Source organism: Streptomyces sp. NPDC015532, assembly GCF_043078065.1.
GTDB lineage: Bacteria > Actinomycetota > Actinomycetes > Streptomycetales > Streptomycetaceae > Streptomyces.
Window position 1 is genome coordinate 811,336 of sequence record NZ_JBIBSY010000002.1, and the last position, 18,245, is coordinate 829,580.

General features: G+C 71.5%; 16 protein-coding genes. 9 read left to right on the forward strand and 7 right to left on the reverse strand.

What is annotated here, in order from left to right; all coding sequences use genetic code 11:
• Window positions 1–20: 20 nt before the first annotated feature.
• The 4 genes from ACF07B_RS10260 to ACF07B_RS10275 form a co-directional block, all read right to left on the reverse strand.
• Window positions 21–1,163: a winged helix DNA-binding domain-containing protein gene (locus tag ACF07B_RS10260; protein ID WP_392178548.1), complete on the reverse strand. Its 1,143-nt coding sequence runs from the start codon at window positions 1,161–1,163 to the stop codon at window positions 21–23.
• A gap of 56 nt (window positions 1,164–1,219) precedes the next feature.
• The gene (locus ACF07B_RS10265) at window positions 1,220–1,654 is read right to left on the reverse strand and encodes a hypothetical protein (protein WP_392178549.1); all 435 of its coding nucleotides are present in this window, start codon (window positions 1,652–1,654) and stop codon (window positions 1,220–1,222) included.
• Between the two features lie 160 nt (window positions 1,655–1,814).
• Window positions 1,815–4,043, reverse strand: a complete 2,229-nt coding sequence (locus ACF07B_RS10270) for a HEAT repeat domain-containing protein (protein WP_392178550.1) — start codon at window positions 4,041–4,043, stop codon at window positions 1,815–1,817.
• 72 nt (window positions 4,044–4,115) lie between these two features.
• Window positions 4,116–5,573: a hypothetical protein gene (locus ACF07B_RS10275; RefSeq protein ID WP_392178551.1), complete on the reverse strand. Its 1,458-nt coding sequence runs from the start codon at window positions 5,571–5,573 to the stop codon at window positions 4,116–4,118.
• Window positions 5,574–5,755: 182 nt separating this feature from the next.
• Between ACF07B_RS10275 and ACF07B_RS10280 the strand changes: the two genes are divergently transcribed.
• From ACF07B_RS10280 to ACF07B_RS10290, 3 genes are all read left to right on the forward strand, one after another.
• Complete coding sequence (locus ACF07B_RS10280; RefSeq protein ID WP_392178552.1) at window positions 5,756–6,514, forward strand: hypothetical protein; 759 nt, start codon at window positions 5,756–5,758, stop codon at window positions 6,512–6,514.
• Between the two features lie 193 nt (window positions 6,515–6,707).
• The gene (locus ACF07B_RS10285; protein ID WP_392178553.1) at window positions 6,708–7,523 is read left to right on the forward strand and encodes a DUF4239 domain-containing protein; all 816 of its coding nucleotides are present in this window, start codon (window positions 6,708–6,710) and stop codon (window positions 7,521–7,523) included.
• 248 nt (window positions 7,524–7,771) lie between these two features.
• Entirely contained in the window at window positions 7,772–8,980 is a 1,209-nt protein-coding gene (locus tag ACF07B_RS10290) for a DNA gyrase subunit B (protein ID WP_392178554.1), read from the forward strand.
• A 58-nt stretch (window positions 8,981–9,038) separates the two neighbouring features.
• Here ACF07B_RS10290 and ACF07B_RS10295 read toward each other — a convergent pair whose 3' ends face one another.
• A complete protein-coding gene (locus ACF07B_RS10295) occupies window positions 9,039–9,989 on the reverse strand; it encodes a hypothetical protein (RefSeq protein ID WP_392178555.1) in 951 nt (316 codons plus the stop codon).
• Window positions 9,990–10,231: 242 nt separating this feature from the next.
• On the opposite strand from ACF07B_RS10295, the gene ACF07B_RS10300 reads away from it, so the two are divergent.
• Window positions 10,232–10,954: a VOC family protein gene (locus tag ACF07B_RS10300; protein ID WP_392178556.1), complete on the forward strand. Its 723-nt coding sequence runs from the start codon at window positions 10,232–10,234 to the stop codon at window positions 10,952–10,954.
• Window positions 10,955–11,057: 103 nt separating this feature from the next.
• Here the strand turns inward: ACF07B_RS10300 and ACF07B_RS10305 are convergent, their stop codons facing one another.
• Entirely contained in the window at window positions 11,058–11,966 is a 909-nt protein-coding gene (locus ACF07B_RS10305) for an EamA family transporter (protein ID WP_392178557.1), read from the reverse strand.
• 39 nt (window positions 11,967–12,005) lie between these two features.
• On the opposite strand from ACF07B_RS10305, the gene ACF07B_RS10310 reads away from it, so the two are divergent.
• The 3 genes from ACF07B_RS10310 to ACF07B_RS10320 all read left to right on the forward strand — a co-directional run bounded on the left by ACF07B_RS10310 (window position 12,006) and on the right by ACF07B_RS10320 (window position 13,427).
• On the forward strand, window positions 12,006–12,530 hold the full coding sequence (locus ACF07B_RS10310) for a MarR family winged helix-turn-helix transcriptional regulator (RefSeq protein WP_392178558.1): 525 nt from the start codon (window positions 12,006–12,008) through the stop codon (window positions 12,528–12,530).
• Window positions 12,531–12,792: 262 nt separating this feature from the next.
• Window positions 12,793–13,044, forward strand: coding sequence for a hypothetical protein (locus tag ACF07B_RS10315; RefSeq protein WP_369480013.1), 252 nt, complete (start codon window positions 12,793–12,795; stop codon window positions 13,042–13,044).
• A 5-nt stretch (window positions 13,045–13,049) separates the two neighbouring features.
• A complete protein-coding gene (locus tag ACF07B_RS10320) occupies window positions 13,050–13,427 on the forward strand; it encodes a toxin Doc (protein WP_369480014.1) in 378 nt (125 codons plus the stop codon).
• A gap of 101 nt (window positions 13,428–13,528) precedes the next feature.
• Here ACF07B_RS10320 and ACF07B_RS10325 read toward each other — a convergent pair whose 3' ends face one another.
• Window positions 13,529–13,966: a hypothetical protein gene (locus ACF07B_RS10325; RefSeq protein ID WP_392178559.1), complete on the reverse strand. Its 438-nt coding sequence runs from the start codon at window positions 13,964–13,966 to the stop codon at window positions 13,529–13,531.
• A gap of 181 nt (window positions 13,967–14,147) precedes the next feature.
• On the opposite strand from ACF07B_RS10325, the gene ACF07B_RS10330 reads away from it, so the two are divergent.
• Together ACF07B_RS10330 and rph are read left to right on the forward strand one after the other, a co-directional pair.
• Window positions 14,148–15,275, forward strand: coding sequence for a MerR family transcriptional regulator (locus ACF07B_RS10330; RefSeq protein WP_392178560.1), 1,128 nt, complete (start codon window positions 14,148–14,150; stop codon window positions 15,273–15,275).
• 303 nt (window positions 15,276–15,578) lie between these two features.
• Window positions 15,579–18,176, forward strand: a complete 2,598-nt coding sequence (gene rph, locus ACF07B_RS10335; protein ID WP_392178561.1) for a rifamycin-inactivating phosphotransferase — start codon at window positions 15,579–15,581, stop codon at window positions 18,174–18,176.
• The last annotated feature ends 69 nt before the right edge of the window (window positions 18,177–18,245 follow it).

Consider the following 18,245-nt stretch of genomic DNA (forward strand, 5'->3'; position numbering starts at 1 on the left):
CGCGTCCACCGCCCGGGGAATCAGCGGCCCTTGACGGTCCTGGTCTCGACAGCGGGGATTCCCTTGTCCCACCAGTGGTTGTAGCGGCGGTACGGGGCCGGGTCCCGGTCCGCGAGCAGTGCCGCCAACTTCTCCGCCTCCTCGGTCAGTCCGCGCCAAGCCGCCTTGTCGAGCTTGCGGAAGGTGGTCAGTTCCAGGCCCGCGTCCGTCGTGCGCCACACCCCGGAGACCTGGCCGTCGACGAGCAGGGTCGGCAGGATGTCGCCGTTGCGCCGGACGACGAGCGGCCGGTAGTCCTGGGGCATGACCCGTCCGGGGAGGGCGTGGGCGAGCAGCGTGCTGTCCCACATCGGCAGCAGCCTCGGCGGCGCGGGGGTGTCCTCCGCGGGCACGGTGGCCCCCGGCAGGTCGTACAGGACGGCCCGGGCCGGTCCCGGAACCCGCACCACCTGGTCGCCGAGCTCGCTCAGCGCCTCGGTGATGACCGGGCGGCCCAGCAGGGTGAACCGGGCGAAGTCCTGGGCCGACGCCGGTCCGAACGCGCGCAGATAGGCGAGCAGGAGCCACCGCACGCCCGCCGCCGCGTCCTGTGTCGCGGCTCCCGGGACAACGGGCGAGGCGAGGTAGGTGTTCGGCAGCCTGAAGGACCACGGACCGCCGGTCGGCGCGTGATGGATCGGCGCGTACGTCCTCAGGGCCCACCACAAGCGGTGCGCCTGTTCGCCGTAGTGCGCGGTGACCTCCCCCTCCACGTCGGCTCCGGTGTGAGGGCCCGCCAGGAACTGTGCGAGCTTCGGGAGCAGCGTGTCGGCGTCGTCGTCGGTCAGTTCGGTCGAGGTGAAGCGGCGGTCGTACAGACGCGACGCCCGCAGGCTCCGGGCCATGGCGGCGTGGTACGGCGCGTAGTCGTCGGCGTGGACGGCGTGCAGGGTGATCCGCATGAGGGTCGCCTTCACGATCCGGCGCTCCGTGAACGCCGCGTCGAGATCCTCGGGCGCGAAGGCCTCCACCCGGTTCCACAGGGCCACGTACGGCGACGCGGGTGCCTGTGCCTGGACGGCGCAGACGTGGCGGACCGCCTCCGCCACGTCCAGGCGCCTGCGCTCCAGGAGGAGCTGACGGTCCAGGGTCGCCAGGGTGAGCTGCCGCGCGGTGAGGGTCACGCCCGGATTATCCCGCCAGGCCGGCACCGGCGGCACCATCAGAGCATCGTGAACCGCTACGCGACCCGGCAGTAGACAGCTCGGCCCTGGAGCCGGGCGCTTCTCGCGAGAGCGGCCAGGTCACCGAGGATCACGGACGCGATGTCCGTGTCGATGACCTCGCCGTCCTCCGCGCGCAGGGCGGCCCACGAGGCGGCGGCATCGTCCAGCTCGGGCCGCTCGGCCTCGGCGAGTGCCGCGAACAGTCGGGGGGAGAAGGCGAAGACGACGCACCCGTCGTCGTCCTGGCCGGCGACGAGACGAGGCTCGCCCGCTTCGACGAGATCCTCGAAGCTGCCGCCGGCAAGAAGGCACTCCCACTCGACCGCGGCTTCCTCGGGATCGAAGTTGCCGAAGGAGAGCGACTCGAACGGGTGTCGCGACCCGGTCCGCAGCACCAGAGCCGCCGCCGCGTCGTCCGGAGCGGCGAAGAACTCGACGATGGTGCTCATCCGAACATCACGCCGGACCGCCCCCTCCCGTGATCGGCCGACGGACTCCCGGTGGGCGACGATCGTCCCCGCGCGGGTGGGTGACCGTCGCTCACCTGCCGGGCCTGTCGCCCTCGTGTCGCCTGGGGACCGGGCACCCGCCGGGCGGTGTCCACTCGGTTCAAGGCACCAGGTCCCCGAGCACACGTCGGGCGACGGCGCGGAGTTCCAGGTCGTCGTGAATGATCTCGGTATGGCTGCCCGACCCCACGACGCGACGATCCCCGTCGGCGAGCAGCCGGACACGGTCGAGCTGGGCCGGGGTGAAGGCCGCGGGGCCGATGGCGGCGAGGGCGTGGAGTGCGGCCAGCGCGGGGCGCAGATGCCCGCCGGGCACGACGGCCGGAAGGACGCGATCGACAAGGTCGGTGAGCGGGACACCGGCGGGTCGGTCGGTGCCCGGGTGCACGGCCACGAGTGCTCGCGCTGCGGCCGCCGCCGTGTCCGGTCGGTCCAGCATCGCCAGCAGGTGGGGAACGGCGGGCCTCGCGTCGGGGCCGAGGAGGACGGCGACCTCGGCCGCGCTGTTCGCCGCCTGCTCGCCCCAGGGTCTGGAGGCCCAGGTCAGGCCCTCCAGGACCAGGGGCAGCACGCTCTCCTGATCCCCGGTCAGCTCCCGGACCGCTCCGGCCGCCGCCAGCCCCGCCCGGACCGCCGCGACGCTCGTCCGGGTCTCCGGCGGCTCGGCCGCCATGGCCGAGAGCCGGGGCAGCAGTGAGCGTGCCTGTGCGCCGAGCGAGACGGCGGCCCGGACCCACTGGTCGCGCGGTTCGCTCCGCTCGCCGAGCGCCGGTCCGAGGACGGCGACCAAGGCACCGGCGTCGCCCGTCAGCGCGTGGAGCGCGGTCGCGGACGCCACACGGCCCGGCCGGGGGCCCGCCTCCGCGGAGGTCCGCAGGGCGGTGATCACGTGGGGATCGAGCTGGGCGTCGGCGACGGCGGCGAGCGCCCGGCCGGCCACGGAGGGGCGATGTGGCAGGACATCCAGCAATTCGGGTATCGCGGCGCGAGCGGAGCGCCCCCAGCCGGCCAGGAGTCCCGCCAGGTGGACCGGTTCGTTCACGGTCGTGAGCCCGTCCGTCAGCAGCGACCCGCGCCTGCCTCCTCTCGTGATGTCGGCCGTCACCGCGGCCAGGCGCTCGCGGACCGCGTCGAGCAACGGCGTGGTGCACGGCAGCGGAGCCGGTGGACGGCGTGTGGACGCGAGCGCCGAGGCGGCTTCCAGGGCGAGTGGCCGCTGTGGCAGATGACGGGCGAGGAGATCCGACGCCTCGGGCGCGCCCAGCGACACCAGTACCGCCAGGGCGAGGTCGGCCACCTCGCTCGTCCCCTCGGCGAGGGCGACCAGTGCCGGAACCGCCTGCGGAACGGGCTCGCCCCACTGGCTCACCGCCTCAAGGACGTAGGCGGCGGTGGCTGCGGTGTCCAACAGGGGCAGCATCGCCGGCAGCAGGCGGCTCGGCGCGGTCCTGGAGCGGAGGGCGAGCGACTCGGCCGCCCAGGTCGCCTCGGCGACGGCCGGCCGGGGATCCACGCCGACCCGCGTGGCCTCCACCGCGCGTTCCAGCGCCGCGACGACGACCTCGATCGCTTCGGCCACGCTGCCGCGCTCGTACAGGCCCGCGGCCAGGGCCCACAACGGCGACCCTTCCGAGACGCTGCCCGAGGTGTGCGGTTGCAGTGGCGCCAGCGCCGCCACGACCGCCGCCAGTTCGCTGTCCCAGGGACGGCCCGTGCGCACGGCGGCCAGGAGCCCCGCCACGCGCACCGGCGAAGGCTCCGACGCGGCAAGGGCGGCCACGCACAGGTGGTGCGCCGCGGCCCGGTCGATCCGGACGCACGCGCTCAGCACGTCGGCCCGCACCACCGGATCGGCTTCCGTCTCCCAGCGCCGACCCAACGCCGCGGACGCGGCCGGGCCCGCCGCCTGCCGGCATTGGGCCACAGCCCAGGCCGCCCACTGGCGGACTCCGGGATCGGCATCAGACAGCAGCGGCACCATCAGCGGCAGTTGCTCCACGACCGCGGCGCGCGCCGCACCGGGCCGGCCCGGACCACGTTCGTCCGTGCTCTCCGCGATGGAACCCAACATGCCGAGCAACTCCGCCCGGCGCACGCCCGCGGCCGCGAGACGCGCCAGAAAGGGAACGGCCACCACCGTGGCCTCGTACACCGAACCCTGGTGCACGAGGCTGCTCCACAGCTCCTGTTCGGCCTCCGCGACGCTCTCCCGGTTCTCGCCGGTGAGCGCGCGCAGCTGACCGGGGACGTCGTCGGCGGGGCCGTAGGCATGGTGCACCTCCGGCCAGGCAACCCGGTCGAGGTCCGCGAACACGTCGGCGAGATCCATGCGCCGGATCCTGTCAGACGGGTCTGACAACGCTGAACGCCCGTCAGATCTCCGACGGACGGCGCCGCGTCGTCACAGTCCCGCCCGGTCGAGGATCCGATGCATCGCGGTCAGGGGAAGCGACGGGTTCGCGGCGGCTCCAGCCGCGACCGAACGGTCTGAGGCCCCGAGCAGTTCGGTCAGCCGACCGGCTGGAATGGCGGGGTTGGTCGCGGCCCGACGCCGTACGGCGTCGCTCTCGTCGGTCAGCAGAGCCTCGATCGTATCGGCCGGCAATCCGGGATGTGCCGCGGAGACCGCGCGGTCCTGGGCATCATCGGAGCGGGCCAGACGAGTGGCGGCATCGGCGGGGAAATTCTTGTGGCCGAGCATGTCCCACCGGCTGTAGCTGGTCCACTTCTCGGCGATCCGCGCCAGCAGCCGGCCGGGGGCGTTCGGCTGTCGCTCGCACACGAACAGGCGCACCGCGAAGCTCTCGTCCTCGGCGAGGATCCCGACGACGTCGTCCGGAAGATCGGGGCGCAACGCCAGGGTCTTGCGGAGTATCTGGTGACGGCTTCGGGCGAACGCCACCCGATCCGCCGCGGACAGCTTCTCGGTCAGCAGCCAGCCGACGACGCCGCTGCTCCGGTCGTCGTAGTCGACCGGGATCGACTCGCGCAGCACCGGGTCGAGGCCACGCCGGGCGGCGACAGCCGCGCGGACCTGGTTGTCCGGATCGCGGGCCAGGTCCTCGACGTGCTTGAGCGGCAGGGTCGGGTTGGCCGCGACCGCCGCGCGCAGGTCAGGAGCCGCCAGGAACCGGTCGGTCAGACCGGTGTCCAGGTCGGCGACTTCGGCGACCTGCCGCAGCAGGCCTTCACTTCGCGAAGTCCCGTCCACCTCGGAGTCGATCTCGGCGACCAGGGCGTAGGCCGCCTCGACGGGAAGCGGGCCGTCCAGGCGTAGCAGAAGCAGCTCCCGGCCGAAGTGGCCGGTCACCCGTGGCAGGAGTTCCCGGATCCGGCCGACCGGCACCGAGGGCCATTGGGAGGCTGCGATCGCGGCCGTCCGCGCGTCCGGGTCATCGAGCATCCCGACCCGCAGATCCTCAGGCAGCTGAGGGTTGAAGGCCAGCGCGCGGCGGACTTTCGGTTCCGGGTCGCACGTCAGCAGCTCGTAGACCTCGCGTGCCGGCGGGTCCGGGACGAGGCGCCCGTGTACACCGACCGTGGTGAAGTACTCCGCCCCTTCGGCCAGTCGGCCCCGCACCCCCTGGTCGGCGTCACCGGCGAGAGCGATCTGAACCGCCGGGGGGAGATGCGGATGGGCGGCGAGATCCGATCGCACCGCCGCGTCAGGGTCGGTGGCGAGCACCGCCGCGGCTTCCGGGGGCAGGTCCCGGCGCCGGGCGAGACCGGACCGGTCGATGCTCGCGGCAGTCAGGCGGATCAGGACCTCCGGCGGTGCGGAGGGGTTGCCGGCCAGGCCAGGCAGCAGCACGTCGAGGTCCGGTTGTGCGGCGACGGGAGGTTCGGTGGAAGAGGACACCGTGCCATCGTGCCAGGCGTGCCGTACGTACTCGCTGAGAGTGCCGTGCCCCCTACAAGCACCCTCGGGAACCCCGCAGACAGAACACCACCCCACCCCTGACAGGTCGTCAGGGACGGCTCAGGGTTGAGGCGGGGACGTCACGGAGGCGGTCGCCCGGTCATGCCCCGCACGCTGTGGTCATGGTGAACACGACTCCCGATGACCGCCGCCCGCCTCTCGCCCGACGCGCCGCGCTCGCTCTCGCCTGCGCCGCCGCCCTGACCGGGCTCGTGGGGGCGTACACGCCGAACCTCGCGCACGCGGAACCGAGTTCCACCCCTCAGTACTCAAGCGACTTCAGCGACTGTCCCGCCCTTCCGGCCGGGGCCGACCCGGCCCGCTGGCGCTGCGAAGTCCACACAGCGGCACCCCTGTTGACGATGGGGAAGGTCGAAGTGGCTCTCGCGCCGATCACCATGACGCACGCCGAGGGGCAGATGCCGGACGGCACCCGGGAACAGGTATGGGGTGCGATGCACAGCACGCCCACCACCGTTCCCGGCGGGCTCACCGGCACCGCGGCAGGTGAGCGGACCCGACAGCTTCGACTGACGATCAAGCCGGCGTACGGTGGCCGTTCCGATTTCTACACAGGGCAGTTCAGCCTGCGCCTCCGGCTGTCGAGCCCGCTGCTGTCGCACGGATGCACCATCGGAGCGAGCGCGCCGGTCGACTTCCAGCTCAAGCGGTCGGGCCCCTCGAAGTGGGTTTCCCAGGATCCACCGGTCATCGAGTTCTCGGCCTACGACGACACCTTCACCGCCCCCGCGGCCGAACACTGCGGACCCCTGGCAGGGCCGCTCAACCGGCGACTGGGGCTGCCGGCGCCGAGCGGAAACCTGATGACCTACGACGCGACCTACACGTTCCGGACGTACGACCAACTGCCTTCCGCATAAGGCAGGAAGTCGGCCTCGCGTCCCACCGCCCCGGTGCGCCCAAGGCTCGCCGTTCCCCGGACAGCCGGACAGCCGGACAGCCGGATCCGGGCCGAACTTGCGCGGGGTGCGCCGGAATCGATCGCTCACTCGGTGGTGTGAACTTGCCCGGCCCACCCGTAGCGGCTCATGAACACCGTGCGTTTGCGCAGTCGTGTCCCCTCTCGACTCCACCCACGTCTCGCTCTGGCTGCTGAACCACCTCAGCACGTCGACCCTGGCCGTCGTCATCGTCGGAGGGACTGTCCTCCTCGCCGTCGGCGGCAGTGTCCTGCTGCGCCGCCGGTATCCCTCGGTGGCCCGGGGTGAGCACAACGAGATGGTCGGGGTGACCCTCGGCATGTTCGGCGCGATCTACGGGATCATCCTCGCCTTCGTCATCGTCACCCTCTGGACCCAACTGGAGGACACCCAGACCATCGTCGCGTCCGAGGCCACCGACGCCGCGCTCATCACCCGGGACGCCGCCGCGTTCCCGGAACCGGTACGTGCGCGTCTCGACGCCTCGATGAGCGGCTACGTCCACGCGGTCGTCGAGGACCAGTGGCCCCGGATGCGTGCGGGAGACCCCAGCTACGGGGCCACGGAAGCCCACCTCCGGAACGCGTTCCAGGCACTCCAGGAATACGACCCCACAAGCCAGAGCGAGCAGGTCTTCTACGAGGAGGCCGTCGCCCACCTCGACGACGTGGCCTCCCAGCGGCGCGCCCGCATCACCATGGCACGCCAGGAACTCCCCCCGCTGCTCCAGGTGTTGGCGTTCGGCGGTGCACTCGTCCTCATCCCCCTCACGTTCCTCTACGGCATGCGCAAGCTGAGGGTCCAGATGCTCTTCGTCGCCTCGGTCGCCGGGCTCGTCGGCTTCAGCCTGCTCCTGGTCTTCGTCCTGGACCGCCCGTTCGCCGGCGAACTCAGCGTCAGCCCCGCCCCGTACAGAGAAGGAGCCCTCGCCCAGTTCTGGCCCCGGTGAGCCGAGGACGTGGGCCGAGCCCGAGCCCTGAAAAAAGAGGCCTCGGCGTCACCCGAAACGGTGTCGTCCGAGGCCTCGCCGGGACCACCGACGCGATGCGACGGCTCTCCGCGCCCCCGGGACCACCCATCGGCGCGCAGGTCCTCACCCGCCGGCCTGAAGCTTCAGCAAAGGGCCTATGACCTGGCATTTTACGGATTTCCGCGTACCGTGACGAGCTCTGCCGGACACCATCACAGGGGGTCTTCATGCGTCGCGAATCCACGGGAGCCGAGGTAACTCGCCCCCGGCTGCCGGAGGGAACGGAACTCATTCGGAAGCGGGCGGGAATGTTCGTCGGCTCGACCGGCGAACGGGGTCTGCGTCACCTGGTGTTCGACGTCGTCGAGCGGGCGGTCAACGACGCCCTGGCCGGCCACGGCGGCGGACGCGTCGATGTCACCCTCACGGCCGACGGCGGTGTCCGGGTGACCGACGACGGGCCAGGGATCCCCGTGGAAGCGGCAGGTCACACCGGCGGTCCCGGGCTCGAAGACCTGCTGACCCGCCTGCGCCCCGAGGTCCGAACCCCTCGCGGCCGTCGCACCGTGGCCATGAGCCCCATGAGCTCCGAACCAGCCGTGGCCAACGCCCTGTCGAGCCGCCTGACGGTCGAGGTGCGACGCGAGGCGGGCCACTGGGTCCAGGAGTACGTGCGTGGCATCGCGGTCGCCCCGCCCGCGGCCGCAGGGGCGACGACCCAAAGCGGGACCACCATCACCTTCTGGCCCGACGCCGAGATCTTCGAGACGACGCACGCCTCGTGCCCGGACCTGGAGAACCGCTTCAGGGAAGTGGCCCTCTTGAACCGGGGGTTGAGCCTGTCGCTGACAGACGAACGCGACCGAGTCGAGGCCCGGTCCGTCCAGTTCCTGTTTCCGGACCGGGCGCGGGACCTGGTCGCCGGCCTCGGCCTGGAAACAGGGGCACGTCTGCATCCGGACGTCATCGCCTTCGAGGAGGAGGACGCCCGGATGGCGGGGACGGTCGAAGTGTCCCTGCGCTGGTCCGACACCCACGAGGAGACCGTCCGCGGTTTCGCCAACAGCCTGCGCACCTACGAGGGCGGCACGCACGAGACGGGCCTGCGTGACGGGGTGACGGCCGCTGTCGACGAGTACGCCCGCAAGCACCAGCTGCTGACGGCCACCGATCCCCGACCGGGCTTCGACCTGATCGGCGAGGGCCTGACGGCTGTCGTGTCGGTCAAGTTGGACAGCCCCCTGTTCTACGGGGCCACGCGCACCCGTCTGGGCGGCGACGGCGACGCCGTACACCCTGGCGTCCAGGACACCGGCGCCGTGCACGCCTGCGTCCGGGACGCCGTCCGAGCACACCTCGGCACATGGCTGGAGGAGCACCCGGAACAGGCCGCCGCCGTCATCGGCCGGATCGTCGAGAGAACCCGCCGGGGCTGAGCGGCAGCGAAAGCCGTACGCCTCACCCGCACAGGTGCCGTAGCCGGCCGTCGAGGATCTAGGACGCCGCGCCGCCGGGCGTGGGCCTCCCGGCTTCATCGGGCCGCAGGAGCCCCGCGGGCGTGAGCAGGTCCTGGTACGGCGCGAACTGGAACTGAAGCGGCGGAGCCATGTCGCCGAAGGACTCGCCGAACGCGCGCGGCGAGCCCGCCAGCTCCAGCCGCACCCGCTCCGCCACGTCGTCGCCGGTGAGGCCGGGAGCGAGGGCCGCGCAGCCCCGTACACCCGCGTGCGGGTCGCTGAGCCAGGGGCGGGTGTCGCCGCCGAGGTGGCCGATGGCGATCAGGATCGTCGCCAGGTCGTACGGCGACGCGGCGGCCCGGGCCATCGACGTCAAGCGGTCCAGCAGCTCTGGACGGTGCGCCGACGCCGAGGGATGCCGGGCCAGTGACCCGACGGCCGCGGCGGCACACGTGCCGCGCCGGGCCCGCTCCGACGCGCGGTGCGGAAGCGCTCGCCGCAGGAGGGCGGGCACCAGGTCGAAGCAGGCGAGCGCCGCCTGATCGAGGACGAGTTCGCCCAGCCCCGTACCGTCCTGCCACATGCGGGCCCGGCCGTCGGCATCGTCCGACAGATGGGCGTCGGTCCAGGCTCTCAGCTCCCCTGCCCGGTCCTCGGCCCGGGCACGGATCTCCGCGGCCCCTTCGCCGAGATCGGCGGCGACCCCGACCACGTACAGATAGACGAGCATCGCGTCCGGCAGTGAGGGATCGTCGGGCCCCAGCAGCGGATCGTCCAGGAGCTCGGCGACCAGTGCCGCGGTGGGCGCCGTCGCGGGCCAGGCCCTGCCCTCCCGGCGAAGCGTCGTCGACCACAGGTGCGTGTACCCGTCGACGAAGGCCTTCACGTCGTCACCGAGGAGCGCTGCCAGACGGCGCGGGGTGTCGGACGCCGGCCCCTCGGCGTGCAACAGTCCGGACCAGTCCACGTCTTCCCTGCTATCGGCCACGGTGGGGATGGTGCCACACCACTCCGGCCGGCTCCCTTCGACCAGGGCAGGCCGGGTCGGCTGTACGCGGGGCCCGGTTGCATCGGCTGACTCCGGGGTGGGCGGTGCACCCTGGCGAAGGCGATCAAGGCCCCCTCGCCGCGGAAACTCGGATGCGGTTCCCACGCGTCGCTCCCTAGGCTGCACGCGCACGGAGGGCACGGCGTCGCATCGACCGTCAGTGGATCGGAGTTGCACGGGGTATGACCAGTCGACTGTTCGCGATCTGCTTCAACGCCACCCGGCCGTCGGACCTGGCGCGGTTCTGGTCCGGCGTCCTGGGCTGGGAACGCGCCGACGGCCCGGACGACGAGGTCGCGATCCTGCCCCGGGACACGGCGGGGTTCCGCATCCGTTTCCTGCCGAGCCAGGAACCGAGGATTGGCAGGAACCGGGCACACTTCGACCTGACGAGCGCCTCCCCGGAGGATCAACGGGAGACGGTCGCCAGGGCCCTGGAACTCGGCGGCGAGCACATCGACGTGGGCCAGCTCCCGGAAGAGGGACATGTGGTGCTCGCCGATCCGGACGGCAACGAGTTCTGCGTCATCGAGGCGGGCAACAAGTTCCTCGCCGACACCGGAGTCATCGGAGCGCTGGCCTGCGACGGTACGCGGGAGGTCGGCTGCTTCTGGAGCGAGGCGCTGGGGTGGCCGCTGGTCTGGGACCAGGACCAGGAGACCGCGATCCAGTCGCCGAACGGCGGTACGAAGATCACCTGGGGTGGTCCCCCGGTGGCACCGAAGACGGGCACGAACAGGCTGTATCTGGAGCTGGCACTCCCCGCGGGCGCCGACCGGAAGGCCGAGGTGGACCGCCTCGTCTCGCTCGGCGCGACGCGTACGTCCACCGGCGAGGGCCGAAGCGACGGCGTCCTGCTGCTCGACCCCGACGGCAACGAGTTCTCCGTACAGACGCACCCCTAGCGGCCCGGGCCGCAGGGTTCACCCGTCGCCGCGTCGCTCCCGCTCCGGGCTTGGAGCAGGAGCGGCGGCGGCCGCCCGCGGCACAGGCCGGCCCCCGCGGGGATCACTCGTTGCGGACACGCGTCGGATATCTGCGGTGGGCTGTCCGGCCGGTGTCACGCTGGATCGCGGGCCGGGGGCGGCCGAGGACGACTCCGGCCAGGACCAGCACCAGGCCGCCCAGTTGCTGAAGGGTCAACGCCTCTTTCGCGACCACCGTGCCGAGCAGTACGCCGGTCACGGGATTGAGCAGTCCGATCAGTCCGACGGTCCCGGTGGGCAGATGCCGCAGCCCGGTGAACCAGGCGACGAAGGCCAGCGCGGTGGCGATCAGGGAGGCGAAGCCGAAGGCGAGAAGCGTCTGCCCGGAGAGCGCGGGCGGACGGCCTTCCACGGCCGCGGCGACCGGCAGCAGGAACAGTCCCCCGGCGGTGAGCTGCCAGGCGGTCGAGGCGAGCACGTCGGCACCGGCGTTCCACCGTTTGGCCAGGATGTATCCGAAGGACGACACCAGCATCGCGGCCGCCGAGGCGAGGATTCCCGGAACGCTCACCGTGTCCACCCCGGAGAGCAGCATGAGGCAGACCCCGCCGAGACCGATCGCGGCGCCGGCCAGATGGGCGGGACGGGGCCGCTCGGACACCAGGGGCCAGGCGATGAGCATCATCGTCAGCGGCGCCACCGCCATCACGGTCGAGGCGACGCTCGTCGGAAGCAGCTGGGAAGCCGCGTAGACGAGGACGAAGAACACGCTCATGTTGAGCAGCCCGAGCACCGCGGAGCGCCACCACCACGCGCCGCGCGGGAGCCGTCTGCGCAGGGCGAGCAGGACAAGCCCGGCCGGCAGAGCGCGCAGGGCGGCCCCGTAGAGCGGCCGGTCGGCCGGCAGGAACTCGCGTGTCACAAAGTAGTTGGCTCCCCAGGCCACCGGCGCGACCGCGGTCAGGGCCACCCATCGCAGATTAGCTTCCATGGAAGCTACTATAGCTTCCCGGGAAGCTACTATGAAGTCATGGAGCACGATGAGACCCTGGACCGCGTGGCCCGCATCCAGGCGGAGTGGCGCCGCGAGCGCCCCGACGTCGACACGACCCCGCAAGGGGTGATCGGCCGATTGCACCGCCTGGCCGACCGGCTCAGCGAGGAGCTGTGCCTCGTCTACGACCGCTACGGCCTGAGCGAGGGCGAGTTCGACGTCCTGTGCGCACTGCGCCGCTCCGGTGAACCCTACGAACGGGCGCCCGGCGAACTCGCCGCCCACACCATGGTCACCACCGGCGCGATGACGAAGAGGATCGACCGTCTGGAGCGGGCCGGACTCGTCACCCGCCGCCGCTCCGACGACGACCAACGCGGCCGGATCGTCGCGCTCACCCGGCCCGGACGCGAACTGATCGACCAGGCGTTCACCGACCACATGCGCAACGAACGCCACCTGCTGGATCTGCTCCCGCCGGCCGAGGCCGCGTCACTGGAGACGCTGCTCACCACCTGGCTCTCCCGCGTGGAACATCCGCGCGCCGACGGCGACGAGTGACCTGCGGCCCGGCACGGCTCCCGTCCCGGAGCACCCGGGCCGTCCGGTGCGCGACGCCGACGGCTGGTCGACATCGCGCACCGGCTCTCCGCCCACCGGGGACGACAGGTGGGCGTCGAGGCGGAGGACGCGTGCCGCCTCAGGCTCTTCCTCGTCGGCGACATCGGCGACGAGACGCCCGGCACCGCGCTGGAGGTACCGGATGCATGAGCTCTGACCTGGGATGATTGAGCTCGGGGTACCTCGGCGGTACCCTGCCGTCATGGCAGCACTCAACGTGGAATTCTCCGATGCGGAACTCGCGGACCTGCGGGCGATCGCTCAGGAGCAGAACATGCCGATGAAAGCCTTCGTGAGGGCGTCCACCGCCAACGCGATCGCCCACCACCGGGCACTCCAGGAGGGCGCGACGGTCTTCCAGAGCGTCTTCCACGATCCCGCGCTGGCCGATGCCATCGCCGCCGCGGGCATCGACGACGGTCCGGTCACCCGCGCGACAGGCAGGGCTGCCTGAACCCCATGGCTCCCGTCGTACACATCGACGTGCGCTGGCTCCTGCGGCAGCACGAAACGGCACTTCCCGACCAGCCCCACATCAGCGACTTCTCCGCGCTGGTCGCGGCGGTGGCGCGGCACCGCGTCGATCCGCCTCGCCTGGGCATCGACCCCGACGCGTCATGGCGCGCGGCGGCCCTGCTGCACACGCTGCTCCTGCTGCGGCCGCTTCCCTCGCTGAACGTCCGCTTCGCGTGCGCCGTGGCCATCGCCTACATGCACGCCAGCGGCGAGGGACTCGACAGCCCGTACGGAGAACTCGTCGAGCTCTGCAAGGACCTCATCGCGGGCAAGAACGACGTGTTCGGCGCCGCCGACGTGATCCGGTCCCGGCGCATCTGACGAGCTCGTGCGTCTGAGGAACTCGCGCCTCTGACGAACTCGCCTGTCCGACGGGCCGCAGGACGGGACGAGGCACCGGCACCGGCACGCGAGCGGCGGGCTCATCGCTCCGGGCGTAGCCCGCCCAGCTCCGACGCCCTCCGCAAGGCCGGCACGAACTCCGGTTTCGCCTGCAGGACGAGGATCGCCACGGTCCGGGCGTCGCGCCGCACCAGCTCGAACCGGTGGAAGGTGAGCAGGGGCGACAGGTTGGACATGTGCCTCAGCTCGGTGATCGTGTCCCACGGAACGGAGTGCTTCACCTGGCCGAACAGTCCGGTGACGGCGAGGCCGCCGGTGTGGATGTGGCACAGGCGCGCCCCGACCCGCACGGACACCCAGCCCCACGCGGCCCGCAGTCCGAGCAGGCCGAGGATCACGGCCACCGAGACCAGGCACTTGAAGAGCGCGCCGTGGGGCCTCTTGATGATCATGAACCCCAGGGTGAAGAGAAAGAAGAGCACGACGAAGCGCCGGAGCATCTGAAGAACGCCACCCATGACGCCCGCTATCGGGTAACTCCCGCGTCTCTCACCGAGTTCCGCCTCACTCCCCGTACGCCGCACCGCTGCCCCCCAAGTCATCGGCCTCATCGAACAGATCAACTATCAAGGCCCCCTTGCGCGTTGACAAGGGCGCAGCCGTGGCGGGCGCCTTGACCCTCACGCGGCGTCATGCCGCATGGTCGGTGGTGTGGAGGAACACCTGACCGTGGGACGCGTGGCAGGGCTGGCCGGCGTGAGCGTCCGCACGCTGCATCACTACGACGAGATCGGCCTCGTACGGCCGTCCGCGCGGACCGCTGCCGGATACCGGGCCTACTCGGCCGCCGACGTGGAGCGACTGCGGGAGGTGCTCGCCTATCGACGGCTGGGCTTCGGATTGCGGGAGATCGCGCGCCTGGTCGACGATCCGGCCACCGACGCGGTCGCGCACCTGCACCGGTTGCGCGGCCTCCTGCTGGAACAGCGCGACCGCGCGGCGGCCACGGTGACGGCGATAGACAGGGAACTGGAGGCACGGGCCATGGGGATCAGGACGACACCGGAAGAGCAACTGACCATGTTCGGCGCGAAGTTGTACGACGCCATCGGGTCCGACTATCCGGCGACGCGACGGACGGAGCCGCGGATCGCCGCGCGGGTCTGGGATGCCCTCGGGGACGCCCGCACGGTCCTGAACGTCGGCGCGGGCACCGGCTCCTACGAGCCCCCGGACCGCGACGTGACCGCGGTGGAACCGTCGGCGGTCATGCGGGCGCAGCGTCCCACGGGCGCGGCGCGGTGCGTGGCCGCGCATGCCGAGAGCCTTCCCTTCGAGGACGGGTCCTTCGACGCGGCGATGGCGTTCAGCACCGTCCATCACTGGCGGGACCCGATCGCCGGGCTGCGCGAGATGCGGCGCGTGGCCCGGCGCGTGGTGGTGGTCACGTACGACGCCAGTACCCCCGCCTGGCGTGAGCGGTTCTGGCTCATCCGCGACTACCTGCCCGAGTTCGCCGACCTTCTCGTCGGCTGGCCTTCACTGGCCGACCTGACCCGGGCGATCGGAGGCCGCGCTGAGCCGGTGCTCATTCCGTGGGACTGCGCCGACGGCTTCTTCGAGGCGTACTGGCGCCGGCCCGAGGCGTACCTGGACGAACCCGTGCGCCGCGCGGTGTCCGTATGGACCAGGGTCGGGCCCCAGGCCGAACTGCGGGCGGTGGCCCGGCTCCGCGACGATCTGTCCTCGGGCCGGTGGGCCGAGCGCAACCGCGACCTCGTCGCCCTCGACGCGGCGGAACTCGGACTCCGCCTGCTCGTGGCCTGAAAATCCCTCGGGGCCTGAGAATACGAAAGGGCAAGGAGAGTCCTCTCCTTGCCTCTCTCAACTTATAGCGCACTGGGGGGCTTGCCGCAAGGCCCTGGTCAGCGCGCACAATCGTCGGTCTGTGCCCCGACCCGCGGCGGCGCGGGGTGCGCGCCGCCCGGATGGCGGAGCGGCCGGACGGCACGTCAGCGGGAAGGCAACCAGGGATGAAAGACGTGCCCGGCAAGAAGTTCGACAGAGTGGGAGGCGCCGGTGATCGGACATCGCGGTACGACGGAACACGGTCGCCTCGGAGGCAGCGCCATGACTGAGCGGTACGTACTGGATCTTCAAGAGGTCGATCAGACGCGGGTCGCGGTCGTCGGCGGCAAGGGCGCGCATCTGGGCGGGCTGTCGCGGATCGAAGGCGTCCGTGTACCGGACGGCTTCTGTGTGACGACGGACGCCTTCCGGCGGATCATGGCGGAGGTCCCGTCGATCGGTGACCTGATCGACGAGCTGTCGCGTGTGAACCCGGACGACCGGGACGCGGTCCGCACGCTCAGCGCGCGGATTCGCCGGACCATCGAAGAGATCGTCGTACCGGACGATCTCGCGGCGGCGGTCAGGCACGCGCTCGCCGGGCTCGGTGAGCGAGCCGCCTGCGCCGTGCGGTCCAGCGCGACGGCGGAGGACCTGCCGACGGCCTCCTTCGCCGGCCAGCAGGACACGTATCTGAACATCGTGGGGCCGACGGAGATCCTCCGGCACATCAGCCGGTGCTGGGCATCACTGTTCACCGAGCGGGCCGTGACCTACCGCCGGCGCAACGGCATTGACCACCGTACGGTCCACATGGCGGTCGTCGTCCAGCGGATGGTCTTCCCGCACGCGGCCGGCATCCTGTTCACCGCCGACCCCGTCACGGGCAACCGGAAGGTCTCCACCGTGGACGCCGGCTTCGGTCTCGGCGAGGCCCTGGTCTCCGGACTGGTGAACCCGGACGTCTTCGCCGTGCGGGACGGCGAGATCGTCACCAGGACGATCGCCGCCAAACAGCGTGCCGTTCAGGCCCTCCCGGCCGGTGGTACGCGGGAAGTGGTGATCGACGCGCCGCGGCAGGAGCAGCCGGCACTCACGGATGAACAGGTCGTACGGCTCGTGCGGCTGGGCCGGCGGATCGAGGCGCGTTTCGGCCACCCCCAGGACATCGAGTGGTGCCTGGCCGACGACGGCTTCCACATCGTGCAGAGCCGCCCGATCACCACGCTGTTCCCCGTTCCCGAGGCCGGCGACCGCGAGAACCACGTCTACGTCTCCGTCGGCCATCAGCAGATGATGACCGACGCCATGAAGCCCCTGGGCTACTCCATGTGGCAGCTGACGGCGATGGTCGCGATGCACGAGGCCGGCGGGCGGCTGTTCGTCGACGTCACCGGGCGCCTGGCCTCCCCCGCGAGCCGCGCCGCCCTCCTGGACGTCATGGGGAAGGGAGATCCGCTGGTCAGAGACGCTCTGGAGACCGTCCTCGACCGCGACGGCTTCGTACCCTCGCTCCCGGACACGGGGCCCGGCGGGTCGCCGCCGGGCCGTGCGCCGGTTCCGGCCGAGGCCGATCCCGCCATCGTCACCGAGCTGATCGAGCGCAGCCGGGCGTCCGTCGCCGCCCTGGAGAGCGGCATCCGGACGAAGACCGGACCGGCGCTGTTCGACTTCCTTCTGGAGGCGTTCGAGGAACACAAGCGGGTCCTCGGTGATCCGCTGAACATCCGGGCGATCATGGCGGGGATGGAGGCCACGTGGTGGCTCAACGACAAGCTCGGTGAGTGGCTGGGCGAGAAGAACGCGGCAGACACCCTGACGTTGTCCGCTCCCGACAACATCACGTCGGAGATGGGCCTGGAACTGCTCGACGTCGCCGACGTGGTCCGCTCGCGACCGGAGGTGGTGGCGTTCCTCCAGGACGTCGAGGACGACGACTTCCTGGACGACCTGGCGAAGCTCCCGGGCGGGACCGAGGCCCGCGACACCATCGAGGCCTACCTCGACCGGTACGGCGTGCGCTGCGTCGGCGAGATCGACATCACGCGGCCGCGGTGGCGTGAGCGTCCCGCTGCCCTGGTGCCCGTGATCCTCGACAACGTCAGGAACTTCGAACCGGGCGCCGCCGAACGGCGTTTCGAGCAGGGGCGGCTGAAAGCGTGGGAGAAGGAACGGGAGGTGCTGTCACGCTTGCGGTCGCTGCCGGACGGTGACCGCAGGGCCGACGAGACCAAGCGGATGATCGACCAGGTCAGGGCCTTCGCCGGGTACCGGGAGTACCCGAAGTACGGCATCGTCAGCCGCTCCTTCGTCTACAAGCGGGCCCTGTTGGAGGAGGCGGGACGCCTCGTGCGGGCCGACGTGCTGCACGACAAGGAGGACGTCTTCTACCTGACGTTCCAGGAGTTCCACGACGTCGTGCGCACTAACCGGGTGGACGACCGGCTCATCCAGCGGCGCAAGGACGCGTTCCGCTCGTACCAGGCGCTGACACCGCCCCGGGTGCTCACCTCGGACGGTGAGGCGCTCACCGGGGCCTACCGGCGCGACGACGTACCGGACGGCGCTCTGGTCGGGCTGCCCGTATCCGCCGGGACGATCGAGGGAAGGGCCCGCGTCATCCTCGACATGGCGGACGCGGATCTCGAACCGGGCGACATCCTGGTCACACCCTTCACGGACCCGAGCTGGTCCCCGCTGTTCGTCGCGGTCGCGGGGCTGGTGACGGAGGTGGGCGGTCTGATGACGCATGGAGCGGTGATCGCCCGGGAGTACGGTCTGCCGGCTGTCGTGGGCGTGGAGCGGGCCACCCGGCTGATCCGGGACGGACAGCGGATCCGCGTGCACGGCACCGACGGGTACGTCGAGATCCTGCCCTGACCGACCGAGCCGGCCGCAGTCGCGTGGGCGGCTGCGGTCGCGTCGGCGGCTGCGGCTGCTGTCGTGGCC